This window comes from Streptomyces racemochromogenes (assembly GCF_044129415.1).
In the GTDB taxonomy this organism is placed as follows: domain Bacteria; phylum Actinomycetota; class Actinomycetes; order Streptomycetales; family Streptomycetaceae; genus Streptomyces; species Streptomyces racemochromogenes_A.
Map to the genome: position 1 here is coordinate 1 of NZ_JBBDHD010000071.1, position 17,699 is coordinate 17,699.

Consider the following 17,699-nt stretch of genomic DNA (forward strand, 5'->3'; position numbering starts at 1 on the left):
TTTTTTAAAAGAGACCGCCCGCGCGGGCGGCCCGCGGGGCGCTCCCGTTTCGTATACGGCGGGTCAGCGCGGACGCTGGCCGCGCATGCCGCGCCCGGGGACGGGGCCCTTCGGGATGGGCATGTTGCTCATGAGGTCGCCCATGGCCCGGAGCTTGTCGTTGGCCTGGGTGATCTGCGGGCCCGACAGGACGCGCGGCAGCTTCAGCAGCGTCGTGCGGACCTTCTTGAGCGGCACCTCGCCCTCGCCGGTGCCCACGATGAAGTCGTGGACCGGGACGTCGGGCATGATCCGGGCCAGCTTCTTCTTCTCGGCCGCGAGCAGGGACTTCACCCGGTTCGGGTTGCCCTCGGCGATCAGGACCACGCCCGCCTTGCCGACGGCCCGGTGGACGATGTCCTGGTTCCGGTTCATCGCGACGGCCGGGGTGGTCGTCCAGCCCCGTCCCACGTTGTCCAGTACGGCCGCGGCAGCGCCCGGCTGCCCCTCCATCTGCCCGAAGGCAGCCCGCTCGGCCCGCCGCCCGAAGACGATCGCCATCGCGAGGAACGCCACCAGGAAGCCCAGGATGCCCAGGTAGACCGGGTGGCCGATCAGGAAGCCGATCGCAAGAAAGACACCGAAGGTGACGATTCCCACGCCCGCGACGATCAGACCGACCTTGGGGTCGGCCTTGCGCGTCATCTTGTACGTCAGGGCGATCTGCTTCAGTCGCCCGGGGTTCGCAGCAGTCTCTGCGTTTGACTTCCTCGCCATAAGGCGAAGTTTACGTGGCCTGCGGGGTACGGGTGGCCGCGGCTTCCAGTACGTGTTCGGTTTCCACCCGGTCCTTGGCCCTGCGGCGGTCCTCCAGGACGGCCGTCCAGGCGTTGCGCCGGGCACCGCTCATGAGCAGCGATTCGATGCCGCGGAAGGCCTCACTGAAGGACGGGATGGCGATGGCGCGGACGGGCGCGGCCTGCATGATGTCGGTCCCTACTCTCGGTACTCGCATCGGTGGCGTGTGCGGTGCGTGGATCCAGCGTCACTCACTGGTGTTACCAGGGCATGACCGGTGGGTCAAACGTGATGAAACCTTGACGCGGCCCGCCGGGCTCTCCCATATGAAAGAGCCTAGGGGCCGCGTCATCGCGCATTACCGCTCGGTAGGTTTTTGTGCCCGACTTCACACGGAGTGTGACGAAGTGGATCAGGCGCCCGCGCGCTTCTCCATCGCCTGCGCGTACAGGCGGCCGGCCCGGTAGGACGACCGGACCAGCGGGCCGGACATCACGCCGGAGAAACCGATCTCCTCGGCCTCCTGCGCCAGCTCGACGAACTCGGCCGGCTTGACCCAGCGCTCCACGGGGTGGTGGCGCGGCGAGGGCCGCAGGTACTGGGTGATGGTGATGAGCTCGCAGCCGGCCTCGTGCAGCTCCCTGAGCGCCTCCGAGACCTCCTCGCGCTCCTCGCCCATGCCCAGGATCAGGTTGGACTTGGTGACGAGGCCGTAGGCGCGGGCCTGCCGGATCACGTCGAGCGAGCGCTCGTAGCGGAAGCCGGGGCGGATCCGCTTGAAGATCCGGGGGACGGTCTCGACGTTGTGCGCGAAGACCTCGGGGCGGGAGGCGAAGACCTCCTCCAGCAGCTCCGGGACCGCGTTGAAGTCGGGGGCCAGCAGCTCGACCTTGGTGTGGCCGCCCTCGCGGGCCGCCGTCTGCTGGTGGATCTGGCGCACGGTCTCGGCGTACAGCCAGGCGCCGCCGTCGGCCAGGTCGTCGCGGGCGACGCCGGTGATGGTGGCGTAGTTCAGGTCCATCGTGACCACGGACTCACCGACGCGGCGGGGCTCGTCCCGGTCCAGGGCCTCGGGCTTGCCGGTGTCGATCTGGCAGAAGTCACAGCGCCGGGTGCACTGGTCGCCGCCGATGAGGAACGTGGCCTCGCGGTCTTCCCAGCACTCGTAGATGTTCGGACAGCCGGCTTCCTGGCACACCGTGTGCAGCCCCTCGCCCTTCACGAGGTTCTGCATCTTCGTGTACTCGGGACCCATCTTCGCCCGGGTCTTGATCCACTCGGGCTTGCGCTCGATGGGGGTCTGGCTGTTGCGGACCTCCAGGCGCAGCATCTTGCGTCCGTCGGGTGCGACTGCGGACACGACCGGCTCCCTGTGACTTCGATTCTTCGGCGCCCACCAGGGTACGCCCGTAATTCGTACGCTCTTACGTCCGGCCAACCCGGGGATGCCCGGACGCATTCCCCCGGCCGTCAGCCGGCGGCCGCCGCCGGCTCGGGCCGGGCCCCGCACTCGATCTCCCGAGGCTTCGGCTCGGCGTTCTCCAGCACGTCCTTCAGGTGCCGCTCGACGACCGGCAGCACCTCGGCGATGGTGATCTCGCGGCCCAGCTCGTACGAGAGCGAGGTCACACCGGCGTCCCGGATCCCGCAGGGGATGATCCGGTCGAACCAGGTGCTGTCCGGGTTCACGTTGAAGGAGAAGCCGTGCATCGTGACGCCCTTGGCGACGCGGATGCCGATGGCGGCGAGCTTGCGGTCCTCGCGGCGCTGGCCGGCGTTGGACGGGGCGTACTCGGGGCCGTTGAGCCGGGCGTCGAACTCGTCGTCGCCTATCCGGGGGTCGAAGTCCAGGGAGAGGCCGCCGATCTTCGGGCGCTCCTCCACGGGGTCGCCGAGGACCCAGACGCCGGAGCGGCCCTCGACGCGGGTGGTCTCCACGCCGAACTCGGCGGCGGTGCGGATGAGGGCCTCCTCCAGGCGGCGCACGTGGGCGACCACGTCGACCGGGCGGGGCAGCTTCAGGATCGGGTAGCCGACCAGCTGGCCCGGGCCGTGCCAGGTGATCTTGCCGCCCCGGTCCACGTCGATGACGGGGGTGCCGTCGAGCGGGCGCTCGCTGGGGTCGGTGCGCCGGCCGGCGGTGTAGACCGGCTCGTGCTCCACCATCAGACAGGTGTCGCCGGTCTCGTCGGCGAAGCGGGCCGCGTGGACGCGCCGCTGCTCCTCCCAGGCCTCGGTGTACTCGACGGATTCCGGCCCGAAGCCCAGATGGACAAACCGAAGCTCAGTCACCGCAGCGCCTCCTCGTTGAACCTGCTGTGTGCACGTACCCGCACCGGTCCAGGGTACGGCGGGCCGTGCGCGACCCCTCAGGCGGCCGGTCGGGGCCCGGGCTCGGGGCCGGCCGGGGGCGGTGGGGCGGGCAGCGGGCGGGGGCGTCTGCGCCCGGCCGGCGGGCGGTCCGGGTCCTCGTCGGCGCGCGGCAGCCGGCGGTGGCCCTCGGAGTGGTCGTTGACCCAGCCGCACACCCCGCAGGCGTAGCGGCCGTCCAGTCCCGCGATGTGGGTGCCGCAGCGGCGGCACTGTCCCTCGGTGAGCTCGGGGGCGGGCAGCGGGGCGCCGGGCTGCGCGTTCGCCTGCGGGTCGGACGGACGCGGCCCGGGAGGTCGGCGGCTCATGGGGGCGCAGCTTACGCGGAGGTCGTCGACCCGTCCGTAAAGAGCCCTACCCATTCTGCACACGATCGGATGAATGTAGGGCAGAGAGGGCGGCACAGCCGGAGTTGGCCGCTACATTCACGCCGTTCACAGGGCCGGGACTCCGGTCCGTCACGTACGGGAACCGTGGAGCCGATGACGGAACGACCTGCCCAGCGCGTCCCCAACCGGCAGCTCGCGGCGCTGATCGCGGAAGCCGGTTTCTCCAACGCAGGGCTCGCCCGCCGCGTCGACCAGCTGGGGCTGGAGCACGGGCTGGATCTGCGGTACGACAAGACCTCCGTGACCCGGTGGCTGCGCGGCCAGCAGCCACGCGGCACCACGCCGGCGCTGATCGCGGAGGTCTTCACCCGGCGGCTCGGGCGGCGGCTGTCGGCCCAGGACCTGGGCCTGGACGCGTGCGCCCCCGTGTACGCCGGGCTGGAGTTCGCGGCCACCCCGGAGGAGGCCGTGGACATCGCGAGCGGGCTGTGGCGCAAGGACTCCGGCTCGCACGCCGAGCTGCGCAAGATCGCCTTCACCCCGGCCGGGCTGGTGGTGCCCAGCCGGGACTGGCTGATCGGGCGGCCCGACGAACGGGTGGGGCGCGGCGCGGACCCCGCCGCGCACCGGGTCCCCCCGCAGGGCCGCACCACGGTGCCCCGGCAGCGGCAGATCGACCGGGGCCCCGGCCAGCGGGTCACGGGCGGTGACATCGCGGCGCTGCGGTCGGTGAGCGAGCTGTTCCGCACCCTGGACCACGCCTACGGCGGGGGGCACGCCCGCCAGGCCCTGGTGCGCTACCTGGAGCACGAGGCCGAGCCGATGCTGCGCGGCACGTACGGGGAGACCACCGGGCGCCGGCTGTTCTCGGCCGCCGCCGACCTGACCAGGCTCGCGGGCTGGACCTCGTACGACATCGCCGCGCACGGGCTGGCCCAGCGCTACTTCGTCCAGGCGCTGCGGCTGGCCCAGGCCGCCGGGGACCGGCCGTACGGGTCGTACGTGCTGGTCACGATGAGCCGCCAGGCGGTCTACCTCGGGCACGGCCGGGAGGCGGTGCAGCTGGCCCGGGTCGCCCAGCAGGGCGTGGGTTCGGGCCCGCCACCGGTCGTGCAGTCGCTGCTGCACGCGGCCGAGGCGCGGGGGCACGCGGTGCTGGGTGAGGTCCGGGCGGCGACGGCCTCGCTGGTGCGGGCCGAGCGGGCCCTGGGCGCGGCCCGGCCGGGGGACGACGTACCGCACTGGGCACGGGCCTTCGACGAGGCGCAGCTGGCGGACGAGTTCGGGCACTGCCACCGCGACCTGCAGCAGTACCGGGCCTCGGCCCAGCACGCGGAACGCTCGCTCCAGCTGCGCTCGCCCGGGTACGCGCGCTCGCGGCTGTTCTGCCGGGTGGTGCTGGCGACGGCCCGGCTGGGGCTGGGCGAGCTGGACCAGGCGTGCGCGCTGGGGGCGGAGGCGGCGCAGCAGGCGAGCGAGATGCGGTCGGTGCGGGCGGTGGAGTACGTACGCGACTTCGAGCGCCGGCTGGAGCCGTACCGGGACGCCTCGGCCGTCCGGACGTACCGGGACCGGGTGGCGGCCCTGTCCTGACCCGGGCGGGGGGGGGGGGGGGGGGCCCCGCCCCGGGGGGCGCCCGCGCGGGGGCGGGGGGCGCGGCCGGGGGGGGCGGGGGCGGGGGGGGGGCGGGCGGGCGCCGGCCGCGGGGCGCGGCCCGCCGGCCCCGGGGCGCGCGCCCCGCCCCCCCCCCCCCCCCCCCCCCCCCCCCCCCCCCCCCCCCCCCCGCCCGGTGCTCTCAGGCGGCTGCCGGGAGGACCGGCTCCGGCTGGACCGGCTCCGGGTGGCTCTGGAAGGGGATGCCGAAGTCGCGCAGCAGGGCCGTGGCGGCGCGGCGGGCGGAGTGCAGGGCGCCCTGGACGGTGTTGGAGTCGCGGTGGTCGCCGCAGACGTAGAGCCCGGCCAGGACCCGGACGGGCCGCTGCCGGTCGTGCGGCGGGGGCATGGCCGGGACGGCCTCCGGGGTGTGGTGGACGGCCAGCAGCTCCCAGTCCCGGGTCGCGGTGTCGTAGAGCCGGGCGAGCCGGGCGGCGACGGTGCGGGCGGGCGGCGGGGGGCCGTGGACGGTGGTGGTGACCAGGCTGCGGCCGGCCGGGGCGCGGACGGGGTCGACCGCGCTCATCACGGCGGTGTGTGCGACGGGCCAGTGGGGGTCCGCGTCCAGCAGCAGCGATCCGTCCCAGGGCAGGGGCTCGGCGGTCGCGTGGTGGATGACGGTGACCTCGTGGAAGGCGGGCACCCGCAGTCCGGGGAGCAGTTCGGCGGCGGCGCGGGCGCCGGTGGCCAGGAGGACGGAGCGACAGCCGAAGTCCCCGTGCCCCTCGGTCGTGACGAGGTTGGTCGCCACCGACCGCACCCGGATCCCGGTGCGTACGGTGCCCGGCGGCAGGCCGGCGGCGAGCAGGCCGGGCAGGGTCGCCGCGCCGCCTTCGGGTACGGCGAGGCGGCCGCGGGCGAAGGTGCGCAGGGCGAGGTCCGCGACGCGGCTGGAGGTGGTGAGGTCCGGGTCGCGCAGCAGGGCGGAGAGCAGGGGCCGCAGGATCCCGTTGACGGTGCGCGGCGGCAGGCCGCGGGAGCGGAGGGCGGCCAGGGCGGTGCGTTCGGGCCTGGCGAGGACGCGGTCCGCGGGCAGCGCGGCGAGGCGGGCGAGGGCGGCGCTGACCCTGGCCTGGTCGAGGGAGCCGCTGGCCAGGGCGCGGGCGGGGGTGAGGGCCCCGGCCCGCTGCCGCCTGCCGTCGGCTCCGTGCACCAGCACCCCGGGGGCGAAGGGCCGCAGGGTCAGGCCCTCCAGCCCGGGGGTGCGGGCGGGTTCGGTGTACGCGGTGCTGAGGAGCTGGCCGACCCGGTCGAGGCGGAAGCCGTCGGCCGATGTGGTGGCCATGCGGCCGCCGGGGTCGTCGGCCGTCTCCAGGACGCTGACGCTGACCCCGGCGGCGATCAGGTGGTGCGCTGCCGCGAGTCCTGAGACTCCGGCTCCTACGATGACGACGTCGCTGCTGAGCACGTGCCCCTCCCCGAGGTCGGCGCGGCGGCTGTGTGGGGTTCGTTCTTCCCCCAACGGACTCCGGGAGAACCCGAGCGGGGCGCGGTATTGCGCACAACTCCGGTCGCACAGCGGTCGCATGCGGGTCACAACCGGTCGCACGTGGACGGCGAGTGCGCCGGACCAGCGCCTGGACCACGGGCCTACGCCAGGGCGGCCCTGATGGCCTCCTCGATCCCGGGGTGGGCGAAGGAGAACCCGGCCTCCGACAGCCGGGCGGGCCTGACCCGCTGACTTCCCAGCACGTCCTGCGCGAACTCCCCGAGCGCGACGCGCAGTACGGGCGCGGGGACGGCGAACACCGTCGGGCGGTGCAGGACGCGGCCCATCGCGGCGGTGACCTCACGGTTGGTCAGCGGCTCGGGGGCGGTGAGGTTGAACGGCCCGGACAGGCCCGGGGTCTCGATCAGGAACCGCAGGGCGGCGATCTCGTCCCGCATGGAGATGTACGACCAGTACTGGCGCCCGTCACCGAGGCGGCCGCCGATGCCGGCCCGGAAGAGGGGGAACAGCCGCCCCCAGGCCCCGCCTTCGGCCGAGACCACGAGCCCGGTGCGGGCGGACACGGTGCGGATCCCGGCGTCCCGCGCCGGGGCGGCGGCGGCCTCCCACTCGACGCAGACGGAGGGCAGGAACCCGGTTCCGGCGGGGGCGGACTCGTCGACGGCCCTGCTGCCCGTGTCCCCGTAGTAGCCGATGGCGGACCCGCACACGAGGACGGCCGGCGGCTCGTCCATCCCGGCCAGCGCCCTCGCGACGGCGGCGGTCCCCCGCACCCGGCTGTCGCGGATCTCCTTCTTGTACGCGGCCGTCCAGCGGTGGTCCCCGACCCCGGCGCCGGCCAGGTGCACGACGGCGTCACAGCCGCGCAGCCCGACGGGGTCCACGTATCCGCTCGCGGGATCCCAACGCGCCTCGCCGGGGCCGGCGGGGGTGCGGCGAACGAAGCGGACGGTGTCGTGGCCGTCGGCGTGGAGGGAACGGACGAGGGCCCTGCCGATGAGTCCGGAGGCTCCGGTGATGGCGATGCGCATGGCCTCAGTCTCCCCAACCCCACGCGCCGTTCGCGCGAAGCGGCGCGGGACGGCGCGGGGCGGCGGCTCGGGCCCGGACGCCCGCGCGGGCCGTCCACCGGTCCGCTCGGCGGGACCGGGAGGTCAGCCGCTGCCGAGCCAGGTGCCCGCCGCGTAGGTGACCGCCATCGCCAGGCCCCCGCCCAGCACGTTCCGCAGGACGGCCCTCGCCACCGGCGCGCCGCCCAGCCGCGCGCTGACCACCCCGCACAGCGTCAGCGCCCCCAGCACCGCCGCCACCGTCACCGGCACCCGGCCCGACGCCCCCGGCAGGACGATCGCCAGCAGCGGCAGCAGCGCCCCCACCGTGAAGGCGACCAGGCTGGCGAGCGCCGCGTGCCACGGGTTCGCCAGCTCGTCCGGTTCGATCCCCAGCTCCACCCGCGCGTGCGCCCTCAGCGCGTCCCGCTCCGTCAGCTGCTCGGCCGCCTCCCGGGCCACGTCCCGGGTCAGGCCCCGCGCGGCCAGCAGGTCCGTCAGCTCGGCCAGCTCCGCCTCGTGGTCGTCCGCCAGCTCGCGCCGCTCCAGGTCCAGCGCCGCCCGCTCCGAGTCCCGCTGGGAGCTGACCGACACGTACTCCCCCACCGCCATCGACAGCGAGCCCGCGAGCAGGCCGGCCACCCCGGCCGTCAGGATCTCCGCGCGCGAGGTGGTGGCACCGGCCACGCCCACCACCAGGCCCGCCGTGGAGATGATCCCGTCGTTGGCGCCGAGCACCCCGGCCCGCAGCCAGTTCAGCCGGGTGCTGATGGCCGCGCTCTGCGTCTGCGTCACGGCACCACTGTCGCGGCCCCCGCCCGCCCCGGCCAGCCCGCCGGGGCCACCCGGCGTGCGCGGGCCCCCGGCCCGTACCAGGGTGGAGGGGTGAGACCAGGGGTGAGACGAAGGGCCGGCCGCCAGGAGCGGGACGAGCCCGGCTGGCTGCACGGGGCACCGCCGCCCCGCTGGGCCCGGATCGCCCCCGTGCTGGCGCTGGTCGCGCTCTGCGCCGCGCAGTGGTCCACCCCGACGGCGGAGCTGGGCTACTTCCTGGCGGCCCTGCCCGCCGTGGCCGCCTTCTCGTACGGGGCCGTCGGCACGGCCTTCTTCGCCGGGCTGGTGCTGGTCCTCCTCGGCGTCCCCCAGCTGGGCGTCGGGCACGCCCGGGGCACCGACCTGGCCACCGTGGCCACCGTCGGCCTGCTCAGCGTGGTCATCGCCTGGGTGCGGCGGCGCCGGGACGCGCAGCTGGTCAGCGTCCGGACCGTCGCCGAGGCCGCCCAGCTGGCGGTGCTGCCGCCGGTGCCGGAGCAGGTCGGCGGGGTGCGCTGTTCGGGCCTGTACCGGGCGGCGCAGCGGGGCACGCTGGTCGGCGGCGACCTGTACGACGTACGGGCCGGGCCGTACGGGGTGCGGGCGGTGGTCGGCGACGTCCAGGGGCACGGGCTGGCCGCCGTCGGTACGGTCGCCTCGCTGCTCGGCGCCTTCCGGGAGGCGGTGCTGGACGACCCGGGGCTGGCGGCGGTCGCGGCCCGGCTGGACCGGCGGCTGGCCGCCGACGCGGCGGCGGACTCGGTGGCGCACCCGGAGCTGTTCGCGACGGCGGTCCTGCTGGAGTTCCCGCCCGGGCTGGACCTCGTACGGATCGTGTCGTGCGGGCATCCGCCGGTGCTGCTGCTGCGGGACCTCGCGGTCACGGAGGTGGCCGCCGAGCCGGGGCCGCCGCTGGGCCTGGGCCTGGCCGGGCCGGCCGTTCCCGAGGTCGCCGAGCTGCCGCTGTTGCCGGGCGACCGGCTGCTCGCGCACACCGACGGGGTGACGGAGGCCCGCGACGCGGCGGGCTGCTTCTACCCCCTGGCCGTCCGGGTCCCGGTCCTGGCCGGCGCCCCGGAGGGCCTCGTCCCGGCGCTGTGGCAGGACCTCGCGGCCTTCAGCGGGGGCGGGCCGCGCGACGACGTGGCGCTGCTCGTGCTGTCCCCCGATCAGCGGTTGTCCGGCCGCTCGGGGCGTCCCTAGATTCAGGGGGCATGCACTGCGCGTCCTCGTGCCGAGCCCGACACCTGTAGGAGCCGCCATGTCCATGCCGATGCTGCTGATCACCGGAACCTTCCGGGCGAAGGGCCTCAAGCCGGACGGGGACACCGTCAGCTTCACCCCCGACCACGTGGACGACTGGAAGCTCGTGCCCGGGGTGAGACCGGTCGTACCGAAGTGGGACGGCAGCGCATCCATCCGGCTGGAGGGCATCGACGCGCTGGAGACCCACTACGGCGACAAGGACTCACCGCTGGGCATCCAGCACCAGCCCCTGGGCCTGGCCCACGAAGCCGCCGACGCGCTGCTGGGGCTGATCGGCTTCACCGACTTCCACCGGCCCGTGATCCCGCCCGGCCAGGAGCACCGCCCCGAGGACGAGAAGATCACCAGCACCATCCCCGAGGTCACGCACGGCTACATCCTCACCCGCGGCGCCGACGTGTTCGGCCGCTGCGTCGCCCTGGTCGGCACGGACTTCCAGCCGGCCCCCAACGGCTACCGGGTCGAGGTCGACGAGCAGATGCTGCGGAACACCGCCAACTACAAGCTGATGGAGGCGGGCCTGGTCTACCCGACCTACTACAGCGAGTTCCCCGAACTCCTGCGGGCCTCCCTCACCGCGGCCGCCCCGGCGGCCGCGACCCACGACCCGAAGAAGGGCGTGTGGGCGAGGGACGCGACCACGGCCCCCTCCGGAGTGAAGATCGCCGACCTGTCCTCGCTGACGGACGACGCCACCGGGGCCGTGATCCTCCCCAAGCTCTTCCGCAGGCTGAAGGACTACCTGGACCTGAACCCGTCGAACGCCTCGCTCGCCTGCTTCCGCGCCTATCTGGCGGGGGCCTCGGACGACCAGTACTACCTCCAGGGAAAGCCGAAGGTGTACCGGGGCATGCACCACATCGTCGAGGTCGACGGCGACACCGTTCGGATGACCCACGGTCCGGAGGAGATCGTCTTCGTGGAGAAGTGAGCGGACGGCCGGCCGGTGAACGGGGCGGCGGCCGGCCGTCCGGCGGACGTGGTGCCTCAGCCGGCGTTCGCGACGATGAAGGCGCGGACCATCCGGCAGGTGAGGTTGGACGGCCGGTGGATCCCCACCCGGACGGCCATCGTCCGTATCTTGCGGTTGGTGGCGCGCTTGGCGTCGTACGTCCCCGTGTCGAGCAGGGAGATCGCCAGCCGCATGGCCTTCAGACGGCGGTTGTGGTTCTCGTACCACTCGCGGGGCAGGCCCGCCGGCAGCGGCTTCTTCTTGGGCATCACAATGATCGCGGCAGCGGCCATCTACAGCCTCCCAAACGGTAGTTGGCTTCCTGTCGTGCTCCTTCGATTTTACCGGGGGGCACTGACAAAAGCCCTGGCCGGACGGGACGCGGACGGGGCGCGGACGGGGCTCTGACTAGGCTTGCGGGCATGGAGATCTGGATCAATCCCGCCTGTTCGAAGTGCCGCAGCGCGCTGACCCTGCTGGACGCGGAGGGCGCCGAGTACACCGTCCGCCGCTACCTGGAGGACGTGCCGTCCGAGGCCGAGATCCGCGAGGTCCTCGGCCGCCTCGGCCTGGAGCCCTGGGACATCACGCGCACGTCCGACCCCCTGGCGAAGGAGACCGGCGTACGGGACCTCCCGCGCGAGGCCACGGACGGGGCCCGCGCCCGCTGGATCGCGCACCTGGCCGCCCACCCGAAGCTGATCCAGCGCCCGATCATCACCGCCGAGGACGGCACGGCGGTCGTGGCCCGCTCGGAGGAGGCGGTCCGCGAGGCCCTGTCCCGAAAGGGGTAGCGGGCCGGCACCGGTCAGGGGGCCAGCAGCCGGGCGACCTCGTCGGCCGCTGTGAGCGGCAGCCCGTGGTGCGAGGCCCCGCGCAGCAGCCGGACCCGCGCCCCCGGCAGCGCGCGCGTGGCGGCGGCCAGCGCCCGGAGGGGGTCGTGGCAGCGGGCCCGGCCGGCGAAGAGGACGTCGACGCCGAAGGGGGCGAGCCCCGTCAGGTCCGGGCGGGGCCCGGTGACGGGCCGGGCGGTGGGGAAGCCGGCCGTCTCCTCCTGGAGCCGCAGCCAGGCCGGGTCGAGCGGGACCCCGCCGGTCTCCCAGGAGAGGAAGGAACGGATCCGTCCCGGGGTGGGCCGCGCCAGCACGGGCAGCGCCCGCAGGACGTAGCGGGGGCTCAGCCCGGTGAAGACCTGGGTGGGGTCCAGCAGGACGAGGCGGTCGAGCCGTGGGCGCGGGGCGTGGCGGCCCGCACGGCGGGCGGCGTACTGGGCGGCGATCCAGGCCCCGTAGGAGTGGCCGGCGAGGGTGACCCGCCCCTCGGGCACGAGCCCGTCCAGGACCGCGTCCAGCCATCCGGCCAGGTCCTCGGGTGTCCGCATCCCCCGGCCGGGCTCCGGGACGCTCAACCCCGGCTCCCCGACCAGGTCCACGGCGTACACCCGTCTCTCGCGGGCAGGCCCGGCCGCGACGCAGGCGCCCCAGACGGTCGAGGTGGCCCCGCCGCCCGGCAGCAGCACCAACGGGGGCGCGCCGAGGGGACCGCAGCGGTTGACGCGGGTGACCCCGTAGGGCGTGGGAACCTCGACGGCCTCGACGGGCACGGCCCACCGGGCGAGGACCTCGTCGTAGGCGGCCCGGAAGGATTCCCCGATTGCTTTCCCCACGCCCCTACCCGCCCTCCCGACATCCCTCGCTGAGCAATAATCTCGCTCAGCGAGAGATGTTAGGCGGAGGCGACGTGGACGACAACAACCACCCGGAACCCCTGGAACTGGTGCACCTGCTGCGGGCGGCGGCCGTCGAATTCGGCCTGCGGCAGGCGGAGTTCGCCGCCGCCAACGGCATGCACCCGACCGATGTGCGGGCCCTGATCTGCCTGCTGGACGCCGCCCGCGCCGCCGAACCGGCCACGGCCGGCCTCCTGGGCACCCGCCTGGGCCTCAACTCGGCGGGCACGACGGCGGTGATCGACCGCCTGGAGCAACTGGGCCACGTCACCCGCACCCGCGATGCGGGCGACCGCCGCCGCGTCCTGCTGTCCGTCACCCCGGAGGCGGTCCGCCTGGGGCAGGCGTTCTTCGGGCCGGCGCTCGCGAAGCTGGCGGAGGTGTCCGATTCCCTCACCCCGCCGGAACGCGGCGCCGTGCGGCGCTTCCTGACGACGGCCCGGACGGCGTTCGGCGGAGGGTGAGGACGCACACACCGCGCAGGGCGGTCCACCCCACCCCCGGACCTTCACACCGCCCCCACCCCGGACCTCGTAGGGTGAACCCGAGACCAAAGGGACAAAAGCACCAAACCAAACGCGACCCCACCATACGCGCCAGCGCAAGGATCCATCGTGACCGACCACCTCCCCCAGCAGGCCGCCGCCCCCGCCGTGACCCTCCCGCCGCCCCGGCGGGGGGCCGACTGGATGTTCGGCGGGGTGTACGGGACCGTGCTGGCCAGCGGGCTGCTGGCGGCGCTCGATCAGAAGGGCGGCGACTACACCCCCTTCTACGACGCCAGCTGGGTCCTCGTCACCGCCGCCACCGCCGGGCTCGCGCACGGGTACTCGCACCACATGAGCACCCACCAGGCCGGCTCGGCCGCGCACCGGTGGCGGCTGCTGGTGCGGGCGCTGTGGAACGAGTGGCCGATGATCGCGGCCACCCTGCCCACCGTGCTCCTGCTGGTCCTCGCCGGGGTCGCGCACTGGGAGTCGTACGGGGTGACGGCCGTCGGGCTCGGCCTGAACACCGCGCTGCTCTTCGCCTGGGGTTCCTTCGTGGCGGTCAGGGTCGGCTACCGGCTCGCCTCGGCGCTGCTCATCGGCCTGGCCGACGCCACGATCGGCCTGGCCATCATCGTCGCCAACGCCCTGATCAAGTGAGGACGGCGCCGGCCAGCTGGGCCTCCGCCTCCGCCAGGACCTCCGTCAGCCGGGCCCCGAACTCCGCCCCGCGGGGGTCCGGCACGCCCGTACGGGCGGCGGTGAGGACCGCGTCCAGCGCGCGCCCGTAGGCGCCGGGCACGTCGCTCCAGTCGGGCAGCCGGAAGACACCCTCGGCCCCGCGCAGCTCCAGCCCCACCCCGGCCGCCGCGCGCGGCGCGCCCAGGCTGAGGACGGCCGTGCTGGCCGCCCCCGAGGCGTGCCGCAGGGCGAGCTGGACCAGGTCGGACGGCCCCCGGCCGGCGGTGACGGCGGTGACCTCGCCCAGGACCGGGATCAGGACGGACAGGGCGTGCGGGCCGACGTCCCACAGGCCGCCCTTGGCCTTGCGCCAGGGCGAGTCGGCGTAGGCGCTGGGCTCGCCGGCGGGCGGGAAGACCGCGCCGAGCCAGTGGGCGGAGGCGGTGAACCAGCCGCTGCGCCCGGCCTGTTCGAGGACCCATCCCGCGGTGGGTTCGGCGAAGCGGAGGGTCAGGAAGACGACGGAGGCGACGCCGTGCGCGGCGGCGGCGTCGGCGACGGCGCGGGCGTCCTCCACGGTCGTGGCGACGGGCTTGTCGAGCAGCAGGTGGCAGCCGGCGGCGGCCGCGCGCACGGCGAGCGGGGCCTGGACGTCCGGAGGCAGGGCGAAGGCCACCACGTCGCAGTCGTCGAACAGCGCGTCGGGGTCTTCGTACACCTTCACCCCGTGCACGGCCGCCAGCTCGGCCGCCGCTTCGGGCCGGCGGCCCCACACGCCGGCGAAGTCGGAGCCGGTGTGGGCGGCGAGGGCGGGGGCGTGGGTGCGGCGGGCCCAGGGTCCGGTGCCCAGCAGGCCGACGCGGGGGCGGGGCCGGCCGGGGGCCGACTCGGAGCCCTCGCCGGCGGAGTTCAAATCGTACGAAATGCTCACCCGCTCAGTCTGCCCCACTCGGACGGGTGCGCGGCGGTCAACCCGCACGAGCCGCCCGACCTGCGGCGTAAACCCCGGTAACAAGGGGTTCACAAACGGGCAACGGACGAGAAATCGCCAAGGGGGACGCTTCCAGCCAAGACGCAGCACCCGCAGAGTCAGGATGGATGGGCCCGTGAGCTACAAGGCTGAGTACATCTGGATCGACGGCACCGAGCCGACGGCGAAGCTCCGCTCCAAGACGAAGATCCTGAAGGACGGCGCGGAGCTGCCGGTCTGGGGCTTCGACGGCTCCAGCACGAACCAGGCGGAGGGCCACGCCTCCGACCGCGTGCTCCAGCCGGTCTTCTCCTGCCCGGACCCGATCCGCGGCGGGGAGAACATCCTGGTGCTGTGCGAGGTCCTGAACATCGACATGACCCCGCACGAGTCGAACACCCGCGCGCTGCTGCGTCCCGTCGCCGAGAAGTTCGCCGCGCAGGAGCCGGTCTTCGGCATCGAGCAGGAGTACACGTTCTTCGACGGCGCCCGCCCGCTCGGCTTCCCGGTCGGCGGGTTCCCGGCTGCGCAGGGCGGCTACTACTGCGGGGTCGGCGCGGACGAGATCTTCGGCCGCGAGATCGTCGAGAAGCACCTGGACCACTGCCTCGCCGCCGGCCTGGAGATCTCCGGCATCAACGCCGAGGTCATGCCCGGCCAGTGGGAGTTCCAGGTCGGTCCGGTCGGCCCGCTGGAGGTCTCCGACCAGCTGTGGATCGCGCGCTGGCTGCTGTACCGCACGGCGGAGGAGTTCAACGTGTCGGCGACGCTGAACCCGAAGCCGGTCAAGGGCGACTGGAACGGGGCGGGCGCGCACACCAACTTCTCCACGAAGGCGATGCGCCAGGACTACCGCGCGATCATCTCGGCCTGCGAGGCACTGGGCGAGGGCAGCAAGCCGCTGGACCACGTCAAGAACTACGGCGCGGGCATCGACGAGCGCCTGACGGGCCTGCACGAGACGGCGCCCTGGAACGAGTTCAGCTACGGGGTCTCTGACCGCGGCGCGTCGGTCCGCATCCCGTGGCAGGTGGAGCAGGACGGCAAGGGCTACATCGAGGACCGCCGACCGAACGCGAACGTGGACCCGTACGTGGTGACCCGCCTGATCGTGGACACCTGCTGCACCGGTCTGGAGCGCGACGGCCTCGTCTGACCGGACCACCCGGAGCACCCGCGGCGCGTTGTCAGTGGCCCCTGCCACCCTGTGGTCATGCACCCCGACATCACGCTCACGCAGCCGGCGCCGGTCCGGCCGACGGTCCGAGTCCGCACCGAGCCCGGCGGCTCCCACGACCTCCACGGCCCCGAGGCGCACGGGCCGCTGTCCGCGCTCGTGGCGCGCCTGGGCGAGCCCGGGGGCCGCTTCCTCGTCGTGGACCGGATCCCGGACGAGCCCGACGTCTACGTCCAGGTGTGGCACGAGAGCGGCGGCGACTACGAGCTGGAGCACCGGGCGGGTGCCCCGGACCGGCACTTCCACACCCGTCTGGCCACGGCGGCCGAGGTGGCGGAGGTGATGTTCCGCTGGGCCGCCCGGGAGGAGGGGTGGGACCGCGGGCCGGTCTGGGAACGGATGGAGTTCCCCGGGGAGGAGGTGGCGCCGCTGGATCCCGAGGTGGAGGCGGAGCTGGCCGAGGCCGTGCGGGGGTGGCTGCGCTGCGGGTACGAGGGCCGGGCGCGGCTGACCGAGAGCGCCGAGGAGTACCTGGTGGACGGTGACGTCCGGCCGGTGTCCCGGGCCCAGGCCGGGGAACTGGTCGACCGGCTGTGGCGGGAGCGGGTCGCGGAGCAGGCCGGCTGGGTGGGCGAGACCGATCCGGAGCGGCTGGGACGGGCGTTCGCCGCGCTGGACGCGGGCGGGATCACCGCCCGCGAGCACTTCACCTGCTGCCGCGGCTGCGGGCTGGCGGAGATCCACGCCGCGGGCGCGGAGGACGCGCGGGGGTTCGTCTTCTTCCACTCCCAGTCCACGGAGGGCGCGGCCGCGGGCGGGGACCTCTTCCTGCACTACGGGGGCTTCGAGTGCGAAGCGGAGGTGACCGTCTCGGTGGGGCGGGAGGTGGTCGCCGCGCTGGACGGCGTGGGGCTGGCATGGGTGTGGGACGGATCAGCCCAGGATGCGATACGGGTGACGGGACTGGACTGGCGGAAGCGGCTTTCCTGTTGATGGTTTGTCGGGATTGTGACGGCCTGACGAAGACTTGACGACGGAATATGAGATTCCGATCCACCAAGTGAGACGCGGCCTGCCCGGCGCCCGTGGTTTCTGCTTCAATGACGCCCATGGCCAGCTATTCGTACTCCCCGACAGGTCGCAGCGACCTGGAGCCGTTCTGGCCGTCCCGTCAGGACCACGATTTCGACCGGGTGTGTTGCCGCGCCGAGAACGCGCCGGCCCTCTAAAGCCTTCCGGGACCTCTCACCAGACCCGCCCGGGGCCTTCGGTCTGCGCGGTACGCAACGACTACGTGCATTCGCACACGTGCCCATGCACACGTACGTCTTCTGCCGACCACTCCGCGTGAAAGAGCTGACCACTCATGGCGAACACCCGCTCCATCGCTTCTGCCGTCTCCGCTGCGACCTCCACCCCCCTTCCCTTCCCGCCCTTCCCGAACGGTGCGCGCCACCGGCTGCGGGCCGTGGAGCGGGACGAGGTGGCCCGGGTCGTGGACCTGCTCCCGCCGGGCGCCACCTGGCTGCCCGCGCCCCAGCACGCCGTTCCCACCCTGCCGGGCCAGCCGCCGATGGTCGGCTACCTGGTCCTCGTACCGGCCGACCAGCAGCCGATCGCCTTCGCCCCTCAGTCCGTTCCCGTGCCGGGACCGGTCGCGCCCGTCCAGCCTGCGGCGCAGGCCTCGACGACGACCGGAGACGCGCTCGTGCGGATCGACACCGCGCAGCGCACCGCGGAGGTGGACGGCGAGCTGCTGGACCTCACCTACCTGGAGTTCGAGCTCCTCGCCCACCTGGTGGCCCACCCGCACCGGGTGCACAGCCGGGACCAGCTGGTCACCACGGTGTGGGGGTACGGCCACGTCGGCGACGGCCGCACGGTCGACGTCCACATCGCCCGCCTGCGGCGCAAGCTGGGCGCGGCGCACCGCGGCGCGATCCAGACGGTCCGCCGCGTGGGGTACAAGTACACGCCGTGACGGCGGACCACGGC

20 protein-coding genes are annotated in these 17,699 nt (G+C 74.1%); 9 read left to right on the forward strand and 11 right to left on the reverse strand.

The window, feature by feature from the left end:
• Positions 1-63: 63 nt before the first annotated feature.
• The 5 genes from WDV06_RS23925 to WDV06_RS23945 all read right to left on the reverse strand — a co-directional run bounded on the left by WDV06_RS23925 (position 64) and on the right by WDV06_RS23945 (position 3,455).
• Positions 64-756, reverse strand: coding sequence for a DUF4191 domain-containing protein (locus tag WDV06_RS23925; protein ID WP_395511835.1), 693 nt, complete (start codon positions 754-756; stop codon positions 64-66).
• A 10-nt stretch (positions 757-766) separates the two neighbouring features.
• Complete coding sequence (locus WDV06_RS23930) at positions 767-964, reverse strand: SCO2195 family GlnR-regulated protein (RefSeq protein WP_079426347.1); 198 nt, start codon at positions 962-964, stop codon at positions 767-769.
• Between the two features lie 225 nt (positions 965-1,189).
• Entirely contained in the window at positions 1,190-2,137 is a 948-nt protein-coding gene (gene lipA / locus WDV06_RS23935) for a lipoyl synthase (protein WP_395511836.1), read from the reverse strand.
• 110 nt (positions 2,138-2,247) lie between these two features.
• Positions 2,248-3,069, reverse strand: coding sequence for a lipoyl(octanoyl) transferase LipB (gene lipB, locus WDV06_RS23940; protein ID WP_395511837.1), 822 nt, complete (start codon positions 3,067-3,069; stop codon positions 2,248-2,250).
• 77 nt (positions 3,070-3,146) lie between these two features.
• On the reverse strand, positions 3,147-3,455 hold the full coding sequence (locus WDV06_RS23945) for a hypothetical protein (protein WP_395511838.1): 309 nt from the start codon (positions 3,453-3,455) through the stop codon (positions 3,147-3,149).
• Positions 3,456-3,629: 174 nt separating this feature from the next.
• Between WDV06_RS23945 and WDV06_RS23950 the strand changes: the two genes are divergently transcribed.
• A complete protein-coding gene (locus WDV06_RS23950; protein WP_395511839.1) occupies positions 3,630-5,069 on the forward strand; it encodes a regulator in 1,440 nt (479 codons plus the stop codon).
• A gap of 202 nt (positions 5,070-5,271) precedes the next feature.
• Here the strand turns inward: WDV06_RS23950 and WDV06_RS23955 are convergent, their stop codons facing one another.
• From WDV06_RS23955 to WDV06_RS23965, 3 genes are all read right to left on the reverse strand, one after another.
• Complete coding sequence (locus WDV06_RS23955; RefSeq protein WP_395511840.1) at positions 5,272-6,537, reverse strand: FAD-dependent oxidoreductase; 1,266 nt, start codon at positions 6,535-6,537, stop codon at positions 5,272-5,274.
• A 182-nt stretch (positions 6,538-6,719) separates the two neighbouring features.
• Positions 6,720-7,610, reverse strand: coding sequence for a TIGR01777 family oxidoreductase (locus WDV06_RS23960; RefSeq protein ID WP_395511841.1), 891 nt, complete (start codon positions 7,608-7,610; stop codon positions 6,720-6,722).
• A 123-nt stretch (positions 7,611-7,733) separates the two neighbouring features.
• Positions 7,734-8,423, reverse strand: a complete 690-nt coding sequence (locus WDV06_RS23965) for a VIT1/CCC1 transporter family protein (RefSeq protein WP_395511842.1) — start codon at positions 8,421-8,423, stop codon at positions 7,734-7,736.
• Between the two features lie 102 nt (positions 8,424-8,525).
• Here WDV06_RS23965 and WDV06_RS23970 point away from each other — a divergent pair, with 102 nt between their 5' ends.
• Complete coding sequence (locus WDV06_RS23970; RefSeq protein WP_395511843.1) at positions 8,526-9,644, forward strand: PP2C family protein-serine/threonine phosphatase; 1,119 nt, start codon at positions 8,526-8,528, stop codon at positions 9,642-9,644.
• A 58-nt stretch (positions 9,645-9,702) separates the two neighbouring features.
• Complete coding sequence (locus WDV06_RS23975; protein WP_395511844.1) at positions 9,703-10,638, forward strand: nuclease; 936 nt, start codon at positions 9,703-9,705, stop codon at positions 10,636-10,638.
• Positions 10,639-10,694: 56 nt separating this feature from the next.
• Here WDV06_RS23975 and WDV06_RS23980 read toward each other — a convergent pair whose 3' ends face one another.
• A complete protein-coding gene (locus WDV06_RS23980; RefSeq protein WP_395511845.1) occupies positions 10,695-10,952 on the reverse strand; it encodes a hypothetical protein in 258 nt (85 codons plus the stop codon).
• Positions 10,953-11,081: 129 nt separating this feature from the next.
• On the opposite strand from WDV06_RS23980, the gene WDV06_RS23985 reads away from it, so the two are divergent.
• Positions 11,082-11,453, forward strand: coding sequence for an ArsC/Spx/MgsR family protein (locus tag WDV06_RS23985; RefSeq protein ID WP_395511846.1), 372 nt, complete (start codon positions 11,082-11,084; stop codon positions 11,451-11,453).
• A gap of 14 nt (positions 11,454-11,467) precedes the next feature.
• On the opposite strand, the gene WDV06_RS23990 is transcribed toward WDV06_RS23985, so the two are convergent.
• On the reverse strand, positions 11,468-12,325 hold the full coding sequence (locus WDV06_RS23990; RefSeq protein WP_395511847.1) for an alpha/beta fold hydrolase: 858 nt from the start codon (positions 12,323-12,325) through the stop codon (positions 11,468-11,470).
• Positions 12,326-12,381: 56 nt separating this feature from the next.
• Here WDV06_RS23990 and WDV06_RS23995 point away from each other — a divergent pair, with 56 nt between their 5' ends.
• Complete coding sequence (locus WDV06_RS23995; RefSeq protein ID WP_395511848.1) at positions 12,382-12,852, forward strand: MarR family winged helix-turn-helix transcriptional regulator; 471 nt, start codon at positions 12,382-12,384, stop codon at positions 12,850-12,852.
• Positions 12,853-13,002: 150 nt separating this feature from the next.
• Positions 13,003-13,536 carry a hypothetical protein gene (locus WDV06_RS24000; RefSeq protein ID WP_395511849.1) on the forward strand — a complete coding sequence of 178 codons (534 nt, stop codon included), beginning with the start codon at positions 13,003-13,005 and terminating at the stop codon, positions 13,534-13,536.
• On the opposite strand, the gene WDV06_RS24005 is transcribed toward WDV06_RS24000, so the two are convergent.
• Positions 13,529-14,482 (reverse strand): Gfo/Idh/MocA family protein, encoded by a 954-nt coding sequence (locus WDV06_RS24005; RefSeq protein ID WP_395511866.1) that lies wholly within the window; start codon positions 14,480-14,482, stop codon positions 13,529-13,531. The two genes, WDV06_RS24000 and WDV06_RS24005, sit on opposite strands and share 8 nt — an antisense overlap.
• Before the next feature lie 181 nt (positions 14,483-14,663).
• Here WDV06_RS24005 and glnII point away from each other — a divergent pair, with 181 nt between their 5' ends.
• From glnII to WDV06_RS24020, 3 genes are all read left to right on the forward strand, one after another.
• Positions 14,664-15,683 carry a glutamine synthetase gene (glnII, locus tag WDV06_RS24010; RefSeq protein ID WP_395511850.1) on the forward strand — a complete coding sequence of 340 codons (1,020 nt, stop codon included), beginning with the start codon at positions 14,664-14,666 and terminating at the stop codon, positions 15,681-15,683.
• A gap of 57 nt (positions 15,684-15,740) precedes the next feature.
• Positions 15,741-16,697, forward strand: a complete 957-nt coding sequence (locus WDV06_RS24015) for a DUF6891 domain-containing protein (protein ID WP_395511851.1) — start codon at positions 15,741-15,743, stop codon at positions 16,695-16,697.
• A gap of 373 nt (positions 16,698-17,070) precedes the next feature.
• Complete coding sequence (locus tag WDV06_RS24020) at positions 17,071-17,685, forward strand: winged helix-turn-helix domain-containing protein (RefSeq protein WP_395511852.1); 615 nt, start codon at positions 17,071-17,073, stop codon at positions 17,683-17,685.
• Positions 17,686-17,699: the final 14 nt, after the last annotated feature.